General features: G+C 38.0%; 21 protein-coding genes. 14 read left to right on the plus strand and 7 right to left on the minus strand.

Features of this window, described 5'->3' with window-relative positions:
- Positions 1 to 8 precede the first annotated feature (8 nt).
- Positions 9 to 563, minus strand: coding sequence for a GNAT family N-acetyltransferase (locus NDM98_RS00570; protein ID WP_251603230.1), 555 nt, complete (start codon positions 561 to 563; stop codon positions 9 to 11).
- Positions 564 to 801: 238 nt separating this feature from the next.
- Between NDM98_RS00570 and NDM98_RS00575 the strand changes: the two genes are divergently transcribed.
- A complete protein-coding gene (locus NDM98_RS00575; RefSeq protein WP_251603233.1) occupies positions 802 to 1,245 on the plus strand; it encodes a DUF4871 domain-containing protein in 444 nt (147 codons plus the stop codon).
- 8 nt (positions 1,246 to 1,253) lie between these two features.
- Here the strand turns inward: NDM98_RS00575 and NDM98_RS00580 are convergent, their stop codons facing one another.
- The 3 genes from NDM98_RS00580 to NDM98_RS23720 all read right to left on the minus strand — a co-directional run bounded on the left by NDM98_RS00580 (position 1,254) and on the right by NDM98_RS23720 (position 2,880).
- Entirely contained in the window at positions 1,254 to 1,502 is a 249-nt protein-coding gene (locus tag NDM98_RS00580; RefSeq protein ID WP_251603236.1) for a hypothetical protein, read from the minus strand.
- A 167-nt stretch (positions 1,503 to 1,669) separates the two neighbouring features.
- Positions 1,670 to 2,386 (minus strand): GNAT family N-acetyltransferase, encoded by a 717-nt coding sequence (locus NDM98_RS23715; RefSeq protein ID WP_307728571.1) that lies wholly within the window; start codon positions 2,384 to 2,386, stop codon positions 1,670 to 1,672.
- Complete coding sequence (locus NDM98_RS23720; protein WP_307728572.1) at positions 2,374 to 2,880, minus strand: GNAT family N-acetyltransferase; 507 nt, start codon at positions 2,878 to 2,880, stop codon at positions 2,374 to 2,376. Before NDM98_RS23720 ends, NDM98_RS23715 begins: the two co-directional genes overlap by 13 nt.
- Before the next feature lie 394 nt (positions 2,881 to 3,274).
- On the opposite strand from NDM98_RS23720, the gene NDM98_RS00590 reads away from it, so the two are divergent.
- The 6 genes from NDM98_RS00590 to brnQ all read left to right on the plus strand — a co-directional run bounded on the left by NDM98_RS00590 (position 3,275) and on the right by brnQ (position 7,187).
- Positions 3,275 to 3,721 (plus strand): GNAT family N-acetyltransferase, encoded by a 447-nt coding sequence (locus NDM98_RS00590; RefSeq protein ID WP_251603239.1) that lies wholly within the window; start codon positions 3,275 to 3,277, stop codon positions 3,719 to 3,721.
- Positions 3,722 to 3,736: 15 nt separating this feature from the next.
- Positions 3,737 to 4,288: a Rossmann-fold NAD(P)-binding domain-containing protein gene (locus tag NDM98_RS00595; RefSeq protein WP_251603242.1), complete on the plus strand. Its 552-nt coding sequence runs from the start codon at positions 3,737 to 3,739 to the stop codon at positions 4,286 to 4,288.
- The gene (locus tag NDM98_RS00600; protein WP_251603245.1) at positions 4,288 to 4,794 is read left to right on the plus strand and encodes an NUDIX domain-containing protein; all 507 of its coding nucleotides are present in this window, start codon (positions 4,288 to 4,290) and stop codon (positions 4,792 to 4,794) included. Before NDM98_RS00595 ends, NDM98_RS00600 begins: the two co-directional genes overlap by 1 nt.
- Before the next feature lie 15 nt (positions 4,795 to 4,809).
- On the plus strand, positions 4,810 to 5,136 hold the full coding sequence (locus tag NDM98_RS00605) for an immunity protein CdiI family protein (RefSeq protein ID WP_251603248.1): 327 nt from the start codon (positions 4,810 to 4,812) through the stop codon (positions 5,134 to 5,136).
- Between the two features lie 109 nt (positions 5,137 to 5,245).
- On the plus strand, positions 5,246 to 5,716 hold the full coding sequence (locus NDM98_RS00610; RefSeq protein ID WP_251603251.1) for an 8-oxo-dGTP diphosphatase: 471 nt from the start codon (positions 5,246 to 5,248) through the stop codon (positions 5,714 to 5,716).
- 133 nt (positions 5,717 to 5,849) lie between these two features.
- The gene (gene brnQ, locus NDM98_RS00615; protein ID WP_251603254.1) at positions 5,850 to 7,187 is read left to right on the plus strand and encodes a branched-chain amino acid transport system II carrier protein; all 1,338 of its coding nucleotides are present in this window, start codon (positions 5,850 to 5,852) and stop codon (positions 7,185 to 7,187) included.
- A 543-nt stretch (positions 7,188 to 7,730) separates the two neighbouring features.
- Here brnQ and NDM98_RS00620 read toward each other — a convergent pair.
- Positions 7,731 to 8,051 (minus strand): branched-chain amino acid transport AzlD family protein, encoded by a 321-nt coding sequence (locus tag NDM98_RS00620; RefSeq protein WP_251603257.1) that lies wholly within the window; start codon positions 8,049 to 8,051, stop codon positions 7,731 to 7,733.
- Positions 8,048 to 8,773 carry an AzlC family ABC transporter permease gene (locus NDM98_RS00625; RefSeq protein ID WP_251603260.1) on the minus strand — a complete coding sequence of 242 codons (726 nt, stop codon included), beginning with the start codon at positions 8,771 to 8,773 and terminating at the stop codon, positions 8,048 to 8,050. The genes NDM98_RS00620 and NDM98_RS00625 overlap by 4 nt, the downstream gene beginning before the upstream one ends.
- 135 nt (positions 8,774 to 8,908) lie before the next feature.
- On the opposite strand from NDM98_RS00625, the gene NDM98_RS00630 reads away from it, so the two are divergent.
- From NDM98_RS00630 to NDM98_RS00660, 7 genes are all read left to right on the plus strand, one after another.
- Positions 8,909 to 9,463, plus strand: coding sequence for a helix-turn-helix domain-containing protein (locus tag NDM98_RS00630; RefSeq protein ID WP_251603275.1), 555 nt, complete (start codon positions 8,909 to 8,911; stop codon positions 9,461 to 9,463).
- 13 nt (positions 9,464 to 9,476) lie between these two features.
- The gene (locus tag NDM98_RS00635) at positions 9,477 to 10,256 is read left to right on the plus strand and encodes a PhzF family protein (protein WP_251603278.1); all 780 of its coding nucleotides are present in this window, start codon (positions 9,477 to 9,479) and stop codon (positions 10,254 to 10,256) included.
- Between the two features lie 188 nt (positions 10,257 to 10,444).
- Positions 10,445 to 12,184 carry a methyl-accepting chemotaxis protein gene (locus NDM98_RS00640; RefSeq protein ID WP_251603281.1) on the plus strand — a complete coding sequence of 580 codons (1,740 nt, stop codon included), beginning with the start codon at positions 10,445 to 10,447 and terminating at the stop codon, positions 12,182 to 12,184.
- Entirely contained in the window at positions 12,181 to 12,456 is a 276-nt protein-coding gene (locus NDM98_RS00645) for a hypothetical protein (protein WP_251603284.1), read from the plus strand. Before NDM98_RS00640 ends, NDM98_RS00645 begins: the two co-directional genes overlap by 4 nt.
- Positions 12,457 to 12,642: 186 nt before the next feature.
- Positions 12,643 to 14,004 carry an FAD-dependent oxidoreductase gene (locus tag NDM98_RS00650; protein ID WP_251603287.1) on the plus strand — a complete coding sequence of 454 codons (1,362 nt, stop codon included), beginning with the start codon at positions 12,643 to 12,645 and terminating at the stop codon, positions 14,002 to 14,004.
- A gap of 168 nt (positions 14,005 to 14,172) precedes the next feature.
- Positions 14,173 to 16,206 carry a Na+/H+ antiporter gene (locus NDM98_RS00655; protein ID WP_251603291.1) on the plus strand — a complete coding sequence of 678 codons (2,034 nt, stop codon included), beginning with the start codon at positions 14,173 to 14,175 and terminating at the stop codon, positions 16,204 to 16,206.
- Between the two features lie 485 nt (positions 16,207 to 16,691).
- Complete coding sequence (locus NDM98_RS00660; RefSeq protein WP_251603294.1) at positions 16,692 to 17,627, plus strand: NADP-dependent oxidoreductase; 936 nt, start codon at positions 16,692 to 16,694, stop codon at positions 17,625 to 17,627.
- A 46-nt stretch (positions 17,628 to 17,673) separates the two neighbouring features.
- On the opposite strand, the gene NDM98_RS00665 is transcribed toward NDM98_RS00660, so the two are convergent.
- The gene (locus NDM98_RS00665) at positions 17,674 to 18,636 is read right to left on the minus strand and encodes a nucleoside recognition domain-containing protein (protein ID WP_251603297.1); all 963 of its coding nucleotides are present in this window, start codon (positions 18,634 to 18,636) and stop codon (positions 17,674 to 17,676) included.
- Positions 18,637 to 18,766 lie beyond the last annotated feature (130 nt).

Consider the following 18,766-nt stretch of genomic DNA (forward strand, 5'->3'; position numbering starts at 1 on the left):
TCCATTTATTATTTATGTACATTATTTATTCTTCCCATTAAAACAGTGTGGTGATAAACACCATCAGCTAGAAGTTTTTCATGTCGAAGTAATCCTTCTTCAATAAAATTAAATTTCTTGTATAGTTTAATGGCGTTAACATTGTTTTCTGTTACATTTAATGTAATCTTCTTTATATTAGCTGAATCTGCCCAATGTACTGATTCTTTCAAAAGGTTATACCCAATACTAAATCCCCAGTAATCTTGAAGAACTGCTAATCCAAATTCTACTTTATGTGCAAATCGAGCTAAAGAAATCCCTTCACATCTTGAAAAACCTACAATTTGATCGTCGATAAGTGCAACTAAAAATAAGTTATGAGCACTTTGTTCATCTATTTTAATGATGGAGATAAAATCAGATGTACTTAAATAATTCTCACCTTGAACTCGATCCATGTTTTCTGTTTCGCCATCAATGATATATCTAACCTCAGAAAGTCTTTCTGCATCACTCTTTATCGCTGATCTTATAGTGAATTGAATACCTTTATAACTGTAGTTCTTATTTTCAATGAACAATGGATGTCACCTCCGAATGTGAATATATCTAAAGCTCAATCATTTGAAAAGTCTGTTAAACCGTATTAATAAAAGGAGGTGCTAGTAATGATAAAGAAAGAAGCAGTAAATAAGGGAAGCTTATTAATAATAGCAGTTGTAGCAGCATCAATTGGCGCTGTGCTTGGTATTGTAGCATATAATCAACAGTGGCTTGGTTAAATGAACATTTTTCAACTCAAATTTGAGGAGGAATCACATGAATCGCTACTTTAAACAAACTATCTTTTTAATGGGTGTCTCTGCATTCCTTTTAGCTGGTTGCTCCGAATCAGAATGGAATGAAAGTGAGATCTTTGAATCGGGTGATTTTCAAATGCTCGGTGAAGAAAATCTCATTGGATTTATTTATGATGATTCTGAGGTTACAAGGTTTTACCCAAATAAAGAACAGAAATACATGTGGCATCTTTGGGGAGATGATTTGAATGGAGCTTTTAATGTGATTGCAACAAAAGAAGGAACTGACGAGGAAATTGAGATCTTTCAATCTACCTCTTCAAGTGGGGAACACAATGGAGCGGATGCATCCCTTCCTTCTACGATGTCTTTACCTGAAACTGGAATGTGGAAGTTAGATGCCTATGTAAATGACAGTCTACACGGATCCGTTTTTGTAAAAGTGCATGAAGAAGCCGGATGATTAAAAAATCAACCGGTTGTTTTAGTTGATGATCTTTTTAGATAGAAAAAAGCAGCCATACAAATTAGAATCACGCTTGCAAAACTAGAGGTAATGAACATAAAGGGATATGGGAAGAAGTGTTGATCAAACGAGTAAGTAATATACTCAGAGTGCGTAATGTCACTAGGGGAGATGATTCCACCTAAAGGTTCTCTTTCACCACGTAAATCCGTACCAACATACCAAGTCATTACTAGGGAAAAAGCCATTGTCATTATACAAAGTCCAATAGGAATGGAGAACTTGAAAAAGACGGTCATCACCTCTTTATATGGGATTAAAAGGAACTTATTATTAGCTTATGAAAACGTGCATGGCTTGTCAATTCAAACTCAAAATAAAAAAGCAATGAAGAGAGTGTCTCTTCAATGCTTTGTAGAATTTAAAAGTAGTCCGAAAACCAAGGATCATTATTGGGAACGATTTGTTCCAGATATTGAATCGTTTCTTCAGATGCTTTAAGGCGTCCAACTTCCTTTAGATTCGATGCTTTTTTATAATTAAGCAGCATCGTGCATAAGGTTTGTATATCTGTTTCAATCACATGAGGTTGAGTAGAATCAACCTGTGAGATCTTTTTCTCTTTTGTCCATTCAAATGAAAAGGTTCCATTGTTCCATTCTAGAATGGGATCGGTCAGATGGATAGTAAGGCCATCGCTGACATGCTCAGTGAACGGGAAGTCTAATAAAAAGCGCACTGCATCAACAATTCTCGCCATATAATAAGGTGAGATTTTTTCTTCGATTTCTCCATCATCCAGGAAAAAGGAAAGTGGTTCATTTTGAAAAATCTTTCCTTCAACATAATAAACCATCGAAAAGTGTGCACCAATAAAATTCCAAAGTCCTCTTCGTGCATCCTCATTATTGAAAATCATCTCGCGAACATAAAATGTTTCATTTTCAACCTTGTAATACATATATCCTGTAGGGTGGTGATCTTCATTGTAATAAACACATGCAGAAAGATCGTCTCGTTCCCAGCGGAAATGTTCATCCCACGCGAGCTCATTCCGGATCATCGCCCCGTTTTCTTTCTTTGAGAAATCGGAGTAGGTTAATTTAATGTCAGGGTGATCCCACTTCACTCGTTCCATTCTTCCAGACACTTCATAAGATTTCGGAATCTGTGTATCTCGAACTTTATAAGTGATGACATCTGAGATGATCTCCAGCCTTTTTTGCGATAATAAGGAATGGAGTACGGATAGAGATACGAGATGGTTTGGCCTGAATCTCTCATCTTTTGTAAGCTTTGTTTCATTAGGTCATTCATAAGTCCGAGGCCAACGTACTCCGGATATGTGCCTACACCAGTCACTCCACCCATTTTAAATGCCTTGCCGTGGATATTGACGTTAAACGGGTAAACAACCAATTGTGACACTAGCTTATCACCAGAAAACCACCCAAGACCTTCACACTGCTCAAGAACGGGTTTTTTCCATTGCATTGGATGTTGTCCGCGAATTTGAGCTAAGTCTTGATTTGTTACTTGAAATACATATGTTAATAACTCTGCAGACTGGTCCACGTGTTGAATTCCGATTGGGCGTATATCCAACGACCGCTTAATCTCCTGCTTTGACATACTTTTCACTGTCCTTTTTAATCCGTTTAACTAAATGTAACACAAATAGAGACAAAAATCCTTTTGTTTGGGTGTAGAACCAGTTCATTTAATTTAATTCTCTTATGTGAAGGATGAGAGTAACTTGCAATAATTAGCAGGGGTTTTGAGGATTTTGTCGAAATGAGAATATAGAGACATATTATGCATCGCAGGAGAGTTTTTATGAAAAACATGCCTAAATTCAAATTCTATTTAATTGGTTCGGTAGTTATGAGTATGGTGGGGGCGCTGCTTTGCGTCATTCTGAGTCCATTCGATCTAAATTTAATGCCTACTATTATGATTTTCAGTATCTTAACGTTTACTTATTTGGTGCGTGGAATTTATTGTTGGAAAGTTGGAGTGAAAACAAGTGAGTAGTATTAGTATTGAATTAGAGGATATCAATAAACCAGATGCTTGGCAGTTAATACATGAACTTTCTACGGTTCTTGAAGGAATTACCGGAAGTAGTGGAAAAAACTCATTTAACCTAGATGAAATGTTGAGCCCACGCTCTATTTTTGTTTTGGCTAGAGCGGAAGGAAAAGCGGTTGGGTGTGTAGCAATACGTCCATTAGATGAAAAAACAGGAGAAATGAAACGGATGTATGCGAAGGAAAAAGGTGTAGGAGCAAAATTACTCGCCTTTATAGAGGGTCAAGCAAAGCGTTTGGATTATTCTACAATAGTTCTAGAAACGCGCATGATCAATCAACAAGCTGTTCGATTTTATGAGAAACACGGATATACTCGTATTGAAAATTACGGAAAATATATTGGTCGAACGGAAGCGATTTGTTTTGAGAAAAAAATATAGGGAAGGAGTGGTGGGATGAAAAATGTGCTAATCTTTGGTGGGACAGGTATGCTTTTGCAAACAACAAAATGGTTGGATAGGCAAACTGAAAATGTTGTTGTATTTGGAAGAACTCAATCTAAAAATGCGTGGCTCGTTGAGAGAAAAAATAAGGTAGGGTTTGAATTTTATAAATTAGATTATCAAGAGACAGATAAGCTCAAACTGGCAATTCATGAAATTGTGAGCAATGTCGGGGTTATTGATTGTGTAGTAGCTTGGATACATAGTGGAGCAGCGCCAAAAGCACTATCAACGATATTAGATGAATTACAAGTAGTTCAGCAAGAGCCATATCATTTGTTTCATATAAAAGGAAGTAGTGAATCAATAAAATCCATTCAAACTAAAATGGACGTACCAGCAAATTGTTTGTATCGAGAAGTTTTATTAGGTTTTTATTATGACGGACAGCAATCTAGATGGCTCACTCATCATGAAATATCTACGGGAGTTATTGAAGCAATTAGTGAAGATGTGAAAACAAAAACTATTGGCGTACTCACTCCCTGGGAGAAGAGACCATAATGGAACTAAGACATATGGCCGTTGCATTCCTAATAAATGAGAAAAATGAAGCTCTATTCCTGCAAAAAAAGAAAGACGCCGCTTTTCTGCCGGGTTACCTAGTACCAATAGGCGGACATTTGGAGCAAAATGAAATGTCTGACCCAAAGCAAGCCTGTTACAGAGAGATCGAGGAGGAAACAGGAATAGACCGAGATGATATAAAAGATCTATCGCTAAAATATATTGTACATAGATTAAAAGGATTGGAAGAAATTCGTATTCAATATGTATTCTTCGGGACTGTTCATAAGGGAATGACATTAAAACAAAGTGATGAAGGCACTTTAAATTGGGTTGATTTAACCTATGTAGATACGTACTTTGTTTCTGAAACAACAAGTGAAATCGTTCATCATTATTTGGCTGATAGACCACGTTCGAATGATATCTATATTGGAACAATGTATCAAGATAAGGCAGTGCCAGTGATGAATTGGAGTGTGTTGCAGGATTGGGAGAAATGAGAGGACGTTTAAAGTATGATTTGTCTATGCGAAGAGCAAGAGATCTTTGATCTGAAATTAGAGGGTGATTTTGGCGCGGATCCAATTTGGTGCATTAGTTGCGGTTGTAATATCGATCTAGAAGAAATGCCTCTATCTGATGAACTAAAAAATGAATTACTGAACTGGGTACTTGATTTTGGAAAGTGGATAGACATAGTACACGAGAAATGGCTGCCTAATGGGAGTTACTTAGAAAACGCTCATAATACTCGAGGTCGGAGTCTAGTTGAGAAAATACAAGGTGAACTTGGAAAGGCTTATACGATAACATTTATTTCATCTAATATGAGTAATTCCTGAGTAGTGCTTTTGTGAAATCAAGAAAGAAACTACATATCCAAAAAGAGTATGAACCATTTTATTTGTACATAATCATGAATTGAAATTTAACAACGTTGCAGGTGATCAAATGTCAGCAGTAAAGCTATATACGATGTGTATTGTTCAAAATGAAAAGAATGAGATCCTCCTTATTAATCGTCCCGATAAGCTAGGTTTCCCCGGATATATCGGTCCAGGTGGAAAAGTGGATTTCCCTGAAAGTCTTACGGAAGGAGCCATTCGTGAGGTATGGGAGGAGACAGGATTGCGCGTTGGTGACCTTGAATATAAGGGGTTAGATGAAAACATAGATCCAAATGAGAATGAGCGGTATATGGTGTTTAACTATCTAGCAAAAACGTATGAGGGTGAGTTATTAGATGATGCACCTGAAGGAGAGCCTCGTTGGGTTTCTGTAGAGCAGGCGCTTAAGTTACCAATGCAATGGTGGTTTAAACGAAGACTGCCACTGTTTTTTGAGCCAGGTACGTTTGAAATATACACTTTATATGATAATAAGTCAGAGCAAACGTTAAAAGAAACAATTAAGGAATTGTAGTTCTGAATGTCTTTGGAACCACTGTTTTGGAAGTTTTTAAATGTAGCAATTAATCAGACTTTCTTTTATACTGAGTGGCGGACTTACTTTCGTTAAGTCGTCGAAAACCGTATATTTAGGGAGTTTTTTTAACGTGTCTAACAGAGTTCCAGCTTCATTTACAGTTGTTATTGGGTTAATGTTATTTGCTTTGTTTTTTGGAGCGGGAAATTTAATTTTTCCTGCGATGCTTGGACAGTCTGCTGGAGAATCAGTATGGGTAGCTAACGCAGGCTTTTTAGTTACAGGAGTTGGGTTACCACTACTCGGTGTCTTGGCATTTGGCTTTTCCGGGAAAGAGGATTTACAGGCATTAGCTAGTCGAATTCATCCAACCTTTGCGCTAATTTTTACAACAATTCTGTACTTATCAATTGGTCCATTTTTTGCGATTCCAAGGACCGGAGGCGTTTCTTTTGAGGTAGGGGTAAAACCGTATCTTCCCGAAAATATGGATAATGTTGGATTACTAGTGTTTACGATTCTATTCTTTGCCTTAACATGTTTGATTTCACTAAATCCAGATAAAATAATTGATATTGTAGGAAAAATATTGACACCAATAAAATTACTTTTTATAGGAATTTTAGTTGTTATTGCGATTGTAAATCCACTTGGTGATTTTCAATCTCCAGTAGGTCCTTATGTAACGCAACCGTTCTTTAAGGGATTCCAAGAGGGTTACTTGACGATGGATACATTAGCCTCTTTTGTTTTTGGCATTATGATCATCCAGGCTATTAAACAAAAGGGAGCTAATACAAAAAAACAATTGATGAGTGTTTGTTTAAAAGCCGCAGGTATCGCTGCAATTATTCTGGTTATTCTCTACACTTCTTTTTCCTATTTGGGAGCATCAAGTGTAGAAAATATAGGCTATGCAGATAATGGAGGAACAGTACTTGCTCAGGTTTCTGCCATTTATTTTGGGCAATATGGCTCCCTACTGTTAGGCCTCATGATTACAATTGCGTGCTTAACAACAAGTGTAGGGTTAATTACTTCATGTGCAACGTATTTTCATAAATTAATGCCGCGTTTGTCTTATAAAATGTTTGCCATTTTACTTTCAGCTTTTAGCGTGATTGTCGCTAACGTAGGCTTAACACAATTAATTTCGATTTCTGTTCCGGTTATGACGGTTATTTATCCAGTAGCGATCGTATTGATTTTCTTAACATTTTTGCATCCATTGTTTAAAGGAAGTAGATTTGTCTACCAGGGAACAATTGTGATGACTTTGATTGTTAGTTTCTTTGAAGGCCTGGAAGAGGCAGGACTATCCATTTCGTTTATCCATCAATTCTTCGGCAGCTTTCTTCCTTTTTATGATATTGGCTTAGGCTGGATTCTTCCAGCAATTGTTGGAGGATGTCTCGGCTATTTGGTAAGTATAATGGTTAATGAACAAGAAAAAGTAGTAGAGTCATAAGATTAATAAAGAACCTATTCCATGTTGGATAGGTTCTTTTTGTTGCAGGAAAATGTGGAAATGTATTGAAAGGGTAAATAAGCATTAGAAGGAAGTGCAGGTGACCAGGTATCATAAAACAATTGAGTTTAGAAGATCATCAAAAGGTTACATCCTTATTTGATGACAGACAAAAAGAGTATGGATTTTTATATAACAGATGAATTCAATAAAGTGCTGCCTACAGACAAAGACTCATATGTGTCAAATCAGTATCATTTAATAATGGAAACATGAAAGTACAACCCGAATATGTTATTACAGATTAATGGTCAAATGATTGCGACAGCCCAGACGGTCTCTGAATATAAAAATAGTGTCATTATTACGGGTGTATATACGAGTCCACACCATCGAGATAAGGGGTAGGGAATGGATTTATTAATAAGGCTTTGCTCTCAGCTATTGATTGAGGGCAAAACGCCATACTTTTTTTACAATAACCCTAAAGCACGTTCTATTTATTTGAAAATAGGTGTCTTTGAAACGACAAATTGGCGTGTGCTATATAAATAAACGAAGAAGCGCCATCGTCACAACCCCTGTAATCACTGTGAAAGATAAGCTTTTTGTCCAAAAGGCCACAACAATTGTTGGTATACTTGCAAGCAATGCGGTCACATTTATTTCAATTGTGCCAAACTCACTCTCAAGCAAAAGTTCGTCCATAACAAGCGCAGTTAAAATACAAACGGGAATATATGTGAGCCATTTTAAAAATGGTTTTGGCAATTCAACCTGACGTACTAAAATAAATGGCAGTATTCTTGGAATGAACGTGACCAGTGCACAACCAACTAAAATCCAAAAGAAATAAGCGCTCATGATGGCTCAGTCACCACCCCAACGGTCGCAGCAATCACAGTTGATAAAAGAACGGCAATGTGAGACGGAATGAATAAGCTTAGTACAATCATAAGGACGACCACACAAAGAACGATTTTAAGGTAATGTTTAACTTTGGATGCTGCAACGTTATCCAACTGAAGAATTAATAGTGCAACAAACATCGCTGCAAGTGCATAGTCAAGCCCTAGTGCATCAGGGTTTGTAATCCATTTGCCAAAAACAGCGCCAATGATTGTGACGATAAGCCAGCATAAGTAGGCAGTAAGGTTTAGTCCATTTATCCACCTGTCATGTAAATAATGTTGTTTGACTGCTTTGGTCGTTGCGACTCCAAAGGTCTCATCTGTAACCAGTGCGCCAACTCCAATATTCTTAAGTAATGAGTATTCTTTAAAATAGGGAGCAAGTGTTAGACAAAGCAGTAGGTGTCTGAGGTTCACGACAAATGTTGTTAATATAATGGCGGATATCGGTGCTTGGGCTACCATAAGTGCACAAATAATAAATTGAGCTGCACCAGCGTAGACAAAAATGGATAACAATGCAATTTCTAAAATGCTAAGCCCTGATGCCATTCCTACAATTCCAAAAGCAAAGCCGACACTCATATAACCAAATAGTGTGGGGATACAATCTTTTATACCTTGTAGGTAGGAATCTTGTACGTTTGTGAATACCGTTGCTTTTTCCATTGACATATCTATGTTCCTTTCTTGTCTATGTTTTAAAAAAACGAAAGAAGTATAGTATAATGACTAAAAAGGTCCTTATAACGTCCGTGCTTTATATAATACATAATGATCTTTATATTGTATATAGGGAAAGGAGAAACGATGGAAGAAATTCAATTAATCCTCGCTCGAAATTTGAAGCAGTTACGTGAAAAGGAAAAATTAAGTCTTGAAAAGCTCTCACAACTAAGTGGAGTAAGTAAAACGATGATTGGTCAGATTGAGCGGGGGGAATCAAGTCCAACGATTACAACGATTTGGAAAATAGCAAATGGCTTAAAGGTTTCATTTTCTTCGTTAATTGATCATCCGCAACCCGAAAGTAAGGTGATTTTGCGGGAAGATGTAGGTGTTGTTATTGGAGATAGTGGCCGATATAAGGTATTTCCGTTGTTTCCTTTTGATGAGGAGAAGCGTTTTGAAATTTATTCAGTAGAAATTGAAAAAGAGGGTAAAACCGAATCACCGCCACATAAGGAAGGAACGGAAGAATATATTACTGTTTATGAAGGGGAAGTAACGATTTCTTTGAATGAAGAGATCTACCTGTTAAAGACGGGGGACTCTATGCGTTTTAAAGCAGACCGACATCATACATATTTTAATTCTGGAGATATTTTGACTAAATTAAGTATGGCGATTTATTACCCAACCTGAGGAGTGAAAGCTAGTGAACCTACCTATATACCAAGTGGATGCATTTACGAATGAACGATTTAAAGGGAATCCGGCAGCTGTTTGTCCCTTAACGGAGTGGCTAGAAGAGCAAACAATGCAAAAAATTGCTGCGGAAAATAACTTATCTGAGACAGCATTTTATGTAAAGAATGATGATACGTATGAAATAAGATGGTTTACGCCAACCGGTGAAGTGGATCTTTGTGGTCATGCAACACTTGCTACGGCTTTTGTATTATTTACTTTTTATGAAACAGATTTATCAAAGGTCACGTTTCATTCAAAAAGTGGTCCACTTCATGTAACGAAAGAGGACGAGCGTTTAACATTAACGTTCCCGTCACGTGTTGGGGAAAGGTGTGTAGCTCCAGAAGCACTGATAAAAGGACTTGGAAAAGCACCAAAAGAAGTGTATGCCGCAAGAGATTATATGGCTGTTTTTGATTCTGAAGATGACATCAATCAACTTCAATTAGATATGAATGAACTGAAGAAACTAGACCAATTTGCAGTAATCGTGACGGCAAAGGGAAATGATGTAGATTTTGTTTCTAGATTCTTTGCCCCTAAAGCAGGTGTTGATGAAGACCCTGTAACGGGTTCTGCACATTGTACATTAATTCCTTATTGGAGCAAGACTCTAAAAAAGGATACGTTAGTTGCAAAACAAATTTCAACTCGAGGTGGAACGTTATATTGCGAGAACCTTGGAGATGTTGTAAAGATTTCAGGCGAAGCTGTTTTGTATTTAAAAGGAGAAATTACATTTTAATCTAGATTTTGAAACTCTACCATTTGATTTGGTAGAGTTTTTTTGTATTGAAAGCACTTTAACTGTTAAAAGTTACTCGAGTTGAGTCGATATTAGTATTGTTGCAATATACATATGTTTAACCCGGGTATTTAAACATATAAATGAATGTTGCGAAATTAAACAAATGGGGCAGGGGTTTCGACTAGATGAAAACCAAAAAAGAAAAACAAACAAAAGGCAAAACAATGACTTTACGTTCAAAGTTAATACTGGCTTTTTCTATTGTATTAATTTTACCTAGTCTAATTATTGGACTAAGCTCATACCAAAGTGCGAGCTCAAACATTAATGATCAACTACTTAATTCTACTTCAGAAAGCTTATCCATTATTGATAATACAATAGGCAATTTTATTAATACACAAAAGGAAAATATCGCTTATATTGCGGATGCAAGTGATGTTGAGAATGGTTTTCTTGAAGAAGAGACGGATGAACAACGAGTTCTACTCGACACATTCCAAAATACAAAAGCAGATGTAGAGCAGACCTTTGTTGGCACAGAAGAAGGGAATTTCATGAATTCTCCTACTTCCTTTCAAAATCCTCCAGATTATGATCCACGTGAAAGACCTTGGTACCTAACTGCAATGGAGGCAGGTCAAGATATTATCATTACACCTCCATACATATCAGCATCCTCTGGTGAACCTGTAACAACAGTTGCCAGAACAACTGCTGATGGACTTGGAGTTGCTGCGCTTAATTTAAAACTTAGTGTTATTACTGATATGTTAAACGAGATCTCAATTGGAGAGAAAGGCTATGTCTTTCTATTAGATCAGAATAATATGTATGTGTCACACCCATCTGAAGAACTTGGTGAACCTGCGGAGGATGAGTATTTAAAATTTCAGGATGCTGTCAGTGGGCAAACGAATTTTACGTATGGGGAAACCGAACAGACATTAAGCTATTTAACCAATGAAGAAACTGGGTGGAAGATTGTTGCGGCAATGGACAAAGAAGAGAGCCAAGAAGCATCGTCTAGCATTTTTCAGACAATGATTATCGTAGTTGTTCTTTCAATTGTTGGGGGAGCTACTTTAATTTACTTCTTACTTCGCTCAATTATTGGTCCAATTTCAACATTAACAAAAGCGGCAGAAAGTATGAGTCAAGGTGATCTTGGAACTGAATTTTATGTTCATCCTAGTCGGAATGATGAAATTGGTCGTTTAGGAAAAGCATTTGAACATATGAGATTTGCCTTATCAACGATGCTTTCAAACGTGCAAGATAAAGCTCAGCATTTAGCTGCCTCTTCAGAAGAATTATCTGCGAGTACAGAAGAAAATACTCGAGCTACTGAACAGATATCCTCTGAAATGCAGGAAATGGCATCTGGTGTTGATGCACAAAGAGATAGCATTGGACAAGGAAAACTCGTATCTAAACAAATGGCTGAATCTGTACACACTGTGTCACAGCGTACAGAACAAGTACAAAAAACAGCTTCCAATGCTTCTCACCTTGTTGAGGATGGAAATGAAGCTATTCAGACAAGTATAGAACAAATGACACAGATTAAGGATACAGTTCTTGAATTATCAAGTAGTGTAGAGGGACTTGGCAAAAGCTCAGATGAAATTAGCAAAGTAGTTGATGCAATCAAAAGCATTGCGGAACAGACAAATTTATTGGCATTAAATGCAGCGATTGAAGCAGCTCGCGCTGGTGAACAAGGTAAAGGCTTTGCAGTCGTAGCCGAGCAAGTTCGAACGTTAGCTGAACAATCTGCAGAATCTACGCAAGTTATTGGCGGCATTATTCAATCTATTCAAACGGAAACAGCGAAAACTGTTAAGAAGATGGGCGAAAGCACAAACCAAGTAGAAAAAGGAATCGAAGTCGTGAACGTGGCTGAAGATCCTTTACAGAGATGAAGAAATTTGTAGATGAGGTTGTAAGTGAAGTCTCTGAAGTGAGTGAGCACACAAAATCAATGGCTACTGGTACCGATCAATTTGTTCAAACCTTTACAGAAATTTCTGCAATCTCCGAAACGACAGCGGCAAGCACTGAGACAATTTCTGCTTCAACAGAAGAACAGCTGGCTTCAATGGAGGAGATCTCAACCTCTGTAGGTACGCTGACATTGTTGGCAGAAGAATTACAAAACTTAGTATTGCAGTTTGAAGTAAAAGATCAGAAATAATGGATAAAAATACTTGGAGTACGACTTCAAGTATTTTTTTATAAATACACTTGCTCAATGATTCACAATATGTTATTCTACAATCAGAATCAGAAACACAGAAGAGAGAGATTAAATCTCTTTTGTGAAATGTTGAACAAAAATATGTGAATTATTTCACAAATATAAAATATGGAGGAATACAAAATGAAAGTACTAGTTATTGGTTGCACACATGCTGGAACAGCTGCTGTTACAAATATAGCGAAACTTCATCCTAATGCGGAGGTAACTGTGTATGAACGAAATGACAATGTATCGTTCTTATCATGTGGGATCGCCCTTCATGTTGGCGGTGTTGTAAAGAAAGCAGATGACCTTTTTTATTCTTCTCCAACTCAACTAGAACAACTTGGTGCAACAATGAAAATGGAGCACGAGGTATTGGACATTGATACTCATTCAAAAACTGTGCAGGTTCGTGACCTGAAGACTGGAATTGAGTTCATTGATCATTTTGATAAATTGGTCATGGCGACAGGTTCTTCTCCAATCATTCCACCAATCACGGGAGTAGGCTTACAAAACATACAGCTAGCAAAAAACTATCATCAAGCAAAGGATATTATTACAAAAGCTACGGAAGCCAAAAATATAGCAGTTATTGGTGCTGGTTATATTGGAGTAGAATTAGTAGAAGCGTTTGAAGCATACGGAAAACATGTGACTTTTATAGAGGGTGCAGATCGAGTTTTAAATAAGTATTTAGATGAAGAATTTACAGAGGTAGTTGAACAGGAATTAAGTGAGCATGGTGTTCAACTTGCACTTAATGAAACAGTAAATCAATTTGTAGGAGACGAAACTGGTCGAGTTCAGAAAGTGGTTACATCTGAATCAACCTATGATGCAGATCTTGTTCTATTATGTGTTGGGTTTAAACCACAGACCGGTCTCTTAAAAGATAAGGTTGATATGCTACCAAATGGAGCATTAATTGTGAATGAGTATATGCAGACAAGTCACCCTGATATCTACGGTGCGGGTGATAGCTGCGCAGTTTATTATAACCCAGCTCAGACTCGCGCGTACATTCCACTTGCTACAAATGCCGTCCGTATGGGAACCTTAGTGGCTCATAACTTGGTTGAGCAAAAGGTTAAATATAGAGGAACACAGGGAACATCAGGATTGAAATTATATGACTTAAATATGGCTTCTACAGGTGTAACAGAAGCAAATGCTTTCTTTTTCGGATTGAATGTGAAAACAATCACAATCGATGAAGCGTATCGACCAGATTTTATGCCTACAGCTGAAAATGTGAAATTAAAGCTTGTATATGAGGTCGAGACAAATCGTTTAGTTGGCGCGCAGATTATGTCTAAGGTTGATCTAACACAAGCAATGAACACATTGTCTGCTTGCATTCAACAGAACATGACCATTGAAGATCTCGCATTTGTCGATTTCTTCTTCCAACCACACTATAATCAGCCTTGGAATTACTTGAATAAGGCTGCATTAAAAGCGATGGATCAAGAACAAGTGCAAACGGTTTTAGTTTAAGGGTTTGTAAATAGGGAGCATGGTTTTCCAGAGGGAGAGCCATACTCTTTTTTTATTTAGTTAAGACTCCGTATATGAATATGGAATATCATTTATGATAAAATTGTTTTTGTCTCATACTACATAGATGGAAAGCTCGTTTTTTTATAAGTGAAGGGTTGGTTCAGCATGGATGTCATGTATACTGTGTTATTATTATTTTTTATTATTGGGTTATCTAATGTTATTCAACGGTTTGTCCCCTTTGTACCATTACCGTTAGTTCAAATTGCAATAGGAGTTGTTATTTCTATTAGTCCTTCGGGATTACATATACCACTTGAGCCAGAATTGTTTTTCGTTCTGTTTATTGCACCTCTCTTATTTAACGATGGTAAGGTTACGCCACGTGATGAATTGTGGAAGTTAAGAAGACCAATCCTACTTCTCGCTTTAGGTCTTGTTTTTGCGACTGTTGTAGTTGGTGGTACGTTTATTCATTTTTTAATTCCATCCATACCACTTCCAGCCGCATTTGCCTTAGCAGCCATTCTTTCACCAACTGATGTAGTAGCTGTTGGTTCGATCGCAAGTAGAATGCATATGCCAAAAGGAATTATGCGTTTGCTTGAAGGTGAAGGATTAATGAATGATGCTTCTGGCCTTGTAGCGTTTAAGTTTGCAGTCGCTGCAACGGTTACGGGGTTCTTTTCTATCTATCAGGCAACAGGCAGCTTTTTATTAATTGCAATTGGTGGCTTAGTATCAGGTGCGTTGTTAGCGCTTTTTATAATCTGGATAAAAGTGCTATTACGTCGATTTGGGTTAGAAGATATTACGGTTCATATGCTCATTCAAATCATGACACCTTTTGTAATATACATATTAGCTGAGGAGTTAGGATTCTCGGGTATCTTAGCTGTTGTTGCGGCAGGAGTTGTTCATGCAATTGAACGAGAACGATCGGAATCTCGCACGTTAGAGCTACAAAAGGTATCAGATAATACATGGTCCGTGATTCTGTATATTCTGAATGGGCTTGTATTTGTTCTTTTAGGCTTACAAGTGCCAGATGCAAGTCGAGTAGTCCTTGAAGATCCAACATTCGGAAATGGAGCAGTGATCGCCTATATTTTTGCGATTACATTGGTTCTACTAGCTCTTCGTTTTGTTTGGTTAACTCTTTTCTGGAAAAAGATTAAGCCTCTGATGACCTTTAAGGAATCTGATTTGCCTAAATTTAGAGCGATTACCACACTAACCGTTTCAGGTGTGCGTGGAGCAGTAACATTAGCAGGGGCCTTCTCGATTCCTTATGTTATTTCAGGTGGCTCGCCATTCCCTGAGAGGGATTTGATTATCTTTTTAGCGGCGGGAACTATTTTGCTTACATTAATCATAGCAAGTATTTTCCTACCGATTTTAGCTAAGCAAACAGCAGGTGAGAGTGGAGATCAAAAGTTACTTACCTTTGAACAAGCAGCCGATCGAACGTGGCAAGAAGGAAGATCTTATTTACAAAAGCTACGAACAGCAGATAATCGCCTAGCAATACGTAGATTAGCTAAGGAATATTCGCAAGCCTCCGGAGATGTTGTTTATGGAGGTGGAACGAGTTGGGACTTCGCTAAAAGACGGAAAGAACAGGCAGTTCGACTCAAAGCCATGCAAACAGAACATCGTCTTTTAATAGAAGAACTTAAAACAAATAAAGAAGAGCTGGCTGAGTCAGTGGTCGACTATCTTCAGCTTCGATTGCAAATGATCGAAGAGGTGCTTAGTAATAAAACAAGGTTTTCTCTATTTGCCATTCGATTAAAACGTCTAGCACAAAAAGTGTTTCCAGGAACAAAACATAATAAATTAAATCAAGAGGATGGAAAAAAAGTACGAGAGATTTTGGCCAGAGTGTATGTTCAAATCATTGGTGAATTGCAAAAAGGGTTAAAAACAGAGGAGAATCATGCTGCTTGTATGAATCTGATTCCTCTATACGAAAGAGTATTACATCGTATAAGCGAAACTGACCTTGATGTAGACCCTGTGCTAGAGCATCAAGTATTGGACCTCCACTATCAAGTCATGGAGGAAATGCGCCGCGTCACACAGCAGTTATTCCAAGAAAACAGCACTTCAAGGGAAACAACACAAAATTTAAGAAGATATCTAAACTATGTCGAATCAGCAGTAGCAGAGAATGCTCAGACACCAGTAGATCATTAACACAAACCCTCCACATTGTGGAGGGTTTTTTTGAGGAAATGGGATGCTCATGGGAGGAGGTCGATACCGGCGAAAAGAGCCACATTACCCGCGAGAGGAAGTCGATACCGGCGAGAAGAGCTCCATTACCCGCGATAGGAGGTGGATACCCGCGAGAAGAGCCACTATACCCGCGAGAGGAAGTCGATACCGGCGAGAAGAGCTGCTTTACCCGCGATAGGAGGTCGATACCGGCGAAAAGAGCCACATTACCCGTGAGAGAAGAAGGATACCCGTGAAAAGAGCCACATTACCCGCGAGAGGAAGTCGATACCCGCAAGAACAGACGCTTTACCAGCAAGAAGAACCAACTCCCCTCCAAACACCTTCTTAAAAACAGTCCCTTTTCTCATAACTTTGTACATTAAAATAGAATATTCCATGCTTGACTCTATCTATAAAGGGAATAGTACATATAGTGCTAAAAGAATAAAGGAGTGTTAGATATGAAGGCTGTAGTTATTCAACAATATGGAAGCAAAGAAGAGTTGGTCGAACAAGAAGTGAATACTCCTACTGCCGGACCAGACCAGGTAGTTTTGAAATTGGAAGCTACCTCAATTAATCCGATTGATTGGAAGCTGAGAGAAGGCTATTTAAAAGGAATGTTTGATTGGGATTTTCCGATTATTCTTGGTTGGGATGCTGCGGGGACCATTTCTGAGGTTGGATCAAATGTAACGAAGTGGAAGGTAGGAGATCGGGTTTTTAGTCGACCTGATACGACGCGTTTTGGCACGTACGCTGAATATACGGCTGTAGACGAGCATTTGCTTGCGAAAGTGCCAGATTCGATTTCGTTTGAGGAAGCCGCAGCAGTTCCATTAGCTGGATTGACTGCATGGCAAGCGTTGTTTACTCATGGTGACCTAAAAGAAGGAGAATCGGTTCTTATTCACGCGGGTGCTGGTGGTGTAGGGATCTTTGCCATTCAGTTAGCTAAGCATGCTGGTGCACATGTCATTACAACAGCAAGTGAGAAGAACCATGAGCTTTTATATTCACTTGGTGCAGATCAAGTGATTGATTATAAGAATGAAGACTTTACAGAAGTTCTATCTAATATTGATGTGGTGTTCGATACAATGGGAGGCCAGGTTGGTGATGACAGCTTTAAAGTAGTAAAGAAAGATTCTGGTAGGGTGATTTCAATCGTAGGAGAACCAAATCAGGACCTAGCGAAGACAAATAATGTTACTGCAAAAGGTATCTGGCTTGAGCCAAATGGGGAACAGCTTCAGAAATTTGCTGATCTTTTGGAAGAGAAAAAAGTGAAAGCTGTTGTAGGAGCAACCTTTCCTTTCAGTAGGCAAGGAATTTATGATGCGCATGCTTTAAGTGAGACTCATCATGCAGTAGGTAAAATTGTCATTGCCTTTTAATTGAAAAAAGGGTGGAGCGATATAAAAATCACTCCACCCTTTTTTGTTAATGTGCATACGTTTCTTCAGCTCGATTTGAATGCTTCTTCTCATATTGATTCCAAAGTCGAGAGATAACGATCGTAAGCAATAAAGCAACGGTCAAACGAATGACCAACAGTGGCCAAACTGGAATACCTAAGATTAAAAATACTAATGTATCCTCAACTACTGCATGGCAAGCGACTAAAAAGATAAATACAATGTAAAGGTCTTTCTTTTTAACCTTATCCTCTTTTACTGCATCAATCATCACACCTGCTCCATAGGCTAAACCTATGGATAATCCTGAAGCGAGTGTAATCGATGTATTCTTCTCAACACCAATTAATTTAGTTAGTGGTGCAAGACTATTTGCAATAACCTTTAGCCAGTTTTTTTCACGCATGATTTGTACAATGATCATAAGTGGAATGACAATGATGGCTAGTTGCAGGATGCCTGTCACACCAGCCATTATTCCTTCGCCTAAAATAGCAAGCCAACCGGAGGGAACAGACGCCACCGGTGCAGCTTCTGAATTTGAACCGAATCCGTAAACAGCTTGCACACCACCGCCCTGCCAGACCAAATTTATGACGAAAGCAGAAATAAGTGCTAATCCTATACGAACAGCAAGAATAACGGAGATACGTAATCCTACCTTTGCAGCAACGGCTGATTCAATAAACAAATTATGAGAAAATGAAAGCATAATAGCCAGTATAAAAACTTCTTTTACTGTTAAGTCCAAACTGAGAATGGCACCGATCCCAGCATAGAGGTTTAAGGCATTCCCGATTACTAATGGGATGGCAGCTTCCCCAGATAAACCGATAAGTTTCATTAAAGGAGAGATAAATGAAGCAATCCAATGTAATACGGGTGTGTAACCGAGAATGGTAATAAATAAGGTTATTGGAAAAATCACTTTACTTAAGGTCCATGTAGTTGAAAGACCTGAGAGGAGACCTCTTTTTAACATAAACATCCTATCCTTCCGTACGTTAATCTACCAAAATCATTATACATGAAACACCAAGTAAAAATCACAAGACATTCACTTTTCTTTTTTAGTCCGAACCGTTTATAGTAGAAGTATAGATCATGAGAGGGTGGAT

The organism is Alkalicoccobacillus plakortidis, from assembly GCF_023703085.1.
In the GTDB taxonomy this organism is placed as follows: domain Bacteria; phylum Bacillota; class Bacilli; order Bacillales; family Bacillaceae_D; genus Alkalicoccobacillus; species Alkalicoccobacillus plakortidis.

Excerpts from the sequence above, each read along its gene's own strand:
- NDM98_RS00580 (WP_251603236.1), bottom strand. The coding sequence starts at position 1,502 with ATGACAATGGCTTTTTCCCTAGTAATGACTTGGTATGTTGGTACGGAT.
- NDM98_RS23720 (WP_307728572.1), bottom strand. The coding sequence starts at position 2,880 with ATGTCAAAGCAGGAGATTAAGCGGTCGTTGGATATACGCCCAATCGGA.
- NDM98_RS00595 (WP_251603242.1), top strand. The coding sequence starts at position 3,737 with ATGAAAAATGTGCTAATCTTTGGTGGGACAGGTATGCTTTTGCAAACA.
- NDM98_RS00610 (WP_251603251.1), top strand. The coding sequence starts at position 5,246 with ATGTCAGCAGTAAAGCTATATACGATGTGTATTGTTCAAAATGAAAAG.
- NDM98_RS00575 (WP_251603233.1), top strand. The coding sequence starts at position 802 with ATGAATCGCTACTTTAAACAAACTATCTTTTTAATGGGTGTCTCTGCA.
- NDM98_RS00650 (WP_251603287.1), top strand. The coding sequence starts at position 12,643 with ATGAAAGTACTAGTTATTGGTTGCACACATGCTGGAACAGCTGCTGTT.
- NDM98_RS00620 (WP_251603257.1), bottom strand. The coding sequence starts at position 8,051 with ATGAGCGCTTATTTCTTTTGGATTTTAGTTGGTTGTGCACTGGTCACG.
- NDM98_RS00630 (WP_251603275.1), top strand. The coding sequence starts at position 8,909 with ATGGAAGAAATTCAATTAATCCTCGCTCGAAATTTGAAGCAGTTACGT.
- NDM98_RS00655 (WP_251603291.1), top strand. The coding sequence starts at position 14,173 with ATGGATGTCATGTATACTGTGTTATTATTATTTTTTATTATTGGGTTA.
- NDM98_RS00600 (WP_251603245.1), top strand. The coding sequence starts at position 4,288 with ATGGAACTAAGACATATGGCCGTTGCATTCCTAATAAATGAGAAAAAT.
- NDM98_RS23715 (WP_307728571.1), bottom strand. The coding sequence starts at position 2,386 with ATGGAACGAGTGAAGTGGGATCACCCTGACATTAAATTAACCTACTCC.
- NDM98_RS00605 (WP_251603248.1), top strand. The coding sequence starts at position 4,810 with ATGATTTGTCTATGCGAAGAGCAAGAGATCTTTGATCTGAAATTAGAG.
- NDM98_RS00660 (WP_251603294.1), top strand. The coding sequence starts at position 16,692 with ATGAAGGCTGTAGTTATTCAACAATATGGAAGCAAAGAAGAGTTGGTC.
- NDM98_RS00645 (WP_251603284.1), top strand. The coding sequence starts at position 12,181 with ATGAAGAAATTTGTAGATGAGGTTGTAAGTGAAGTCTCTGAAGTGAGT.
- NDM98_RS00640 (WP_251603281.1), top strand. The coding sequence starts at position 10,445 with ATGAAAACCAAAAAAGAAAAACAAACAAAAGGCAAAACAATGACTTTA.
- NDM98_RS00625 (WP_251603260.1), bottom strand. The coding sequence starts at position 8,773 with ATGTCAATGGAAAAAGCAACGGTATTCACAAACGTACAAGATTCCTAC.
- NDM98_RS00665 (WP_251603297.1), bottom strand. The coding sequence starts at position 18,636 with ATGTTTATGTTAAAAAGAGGTCTCCTCTCAGGTCTTTCAACTACATGG.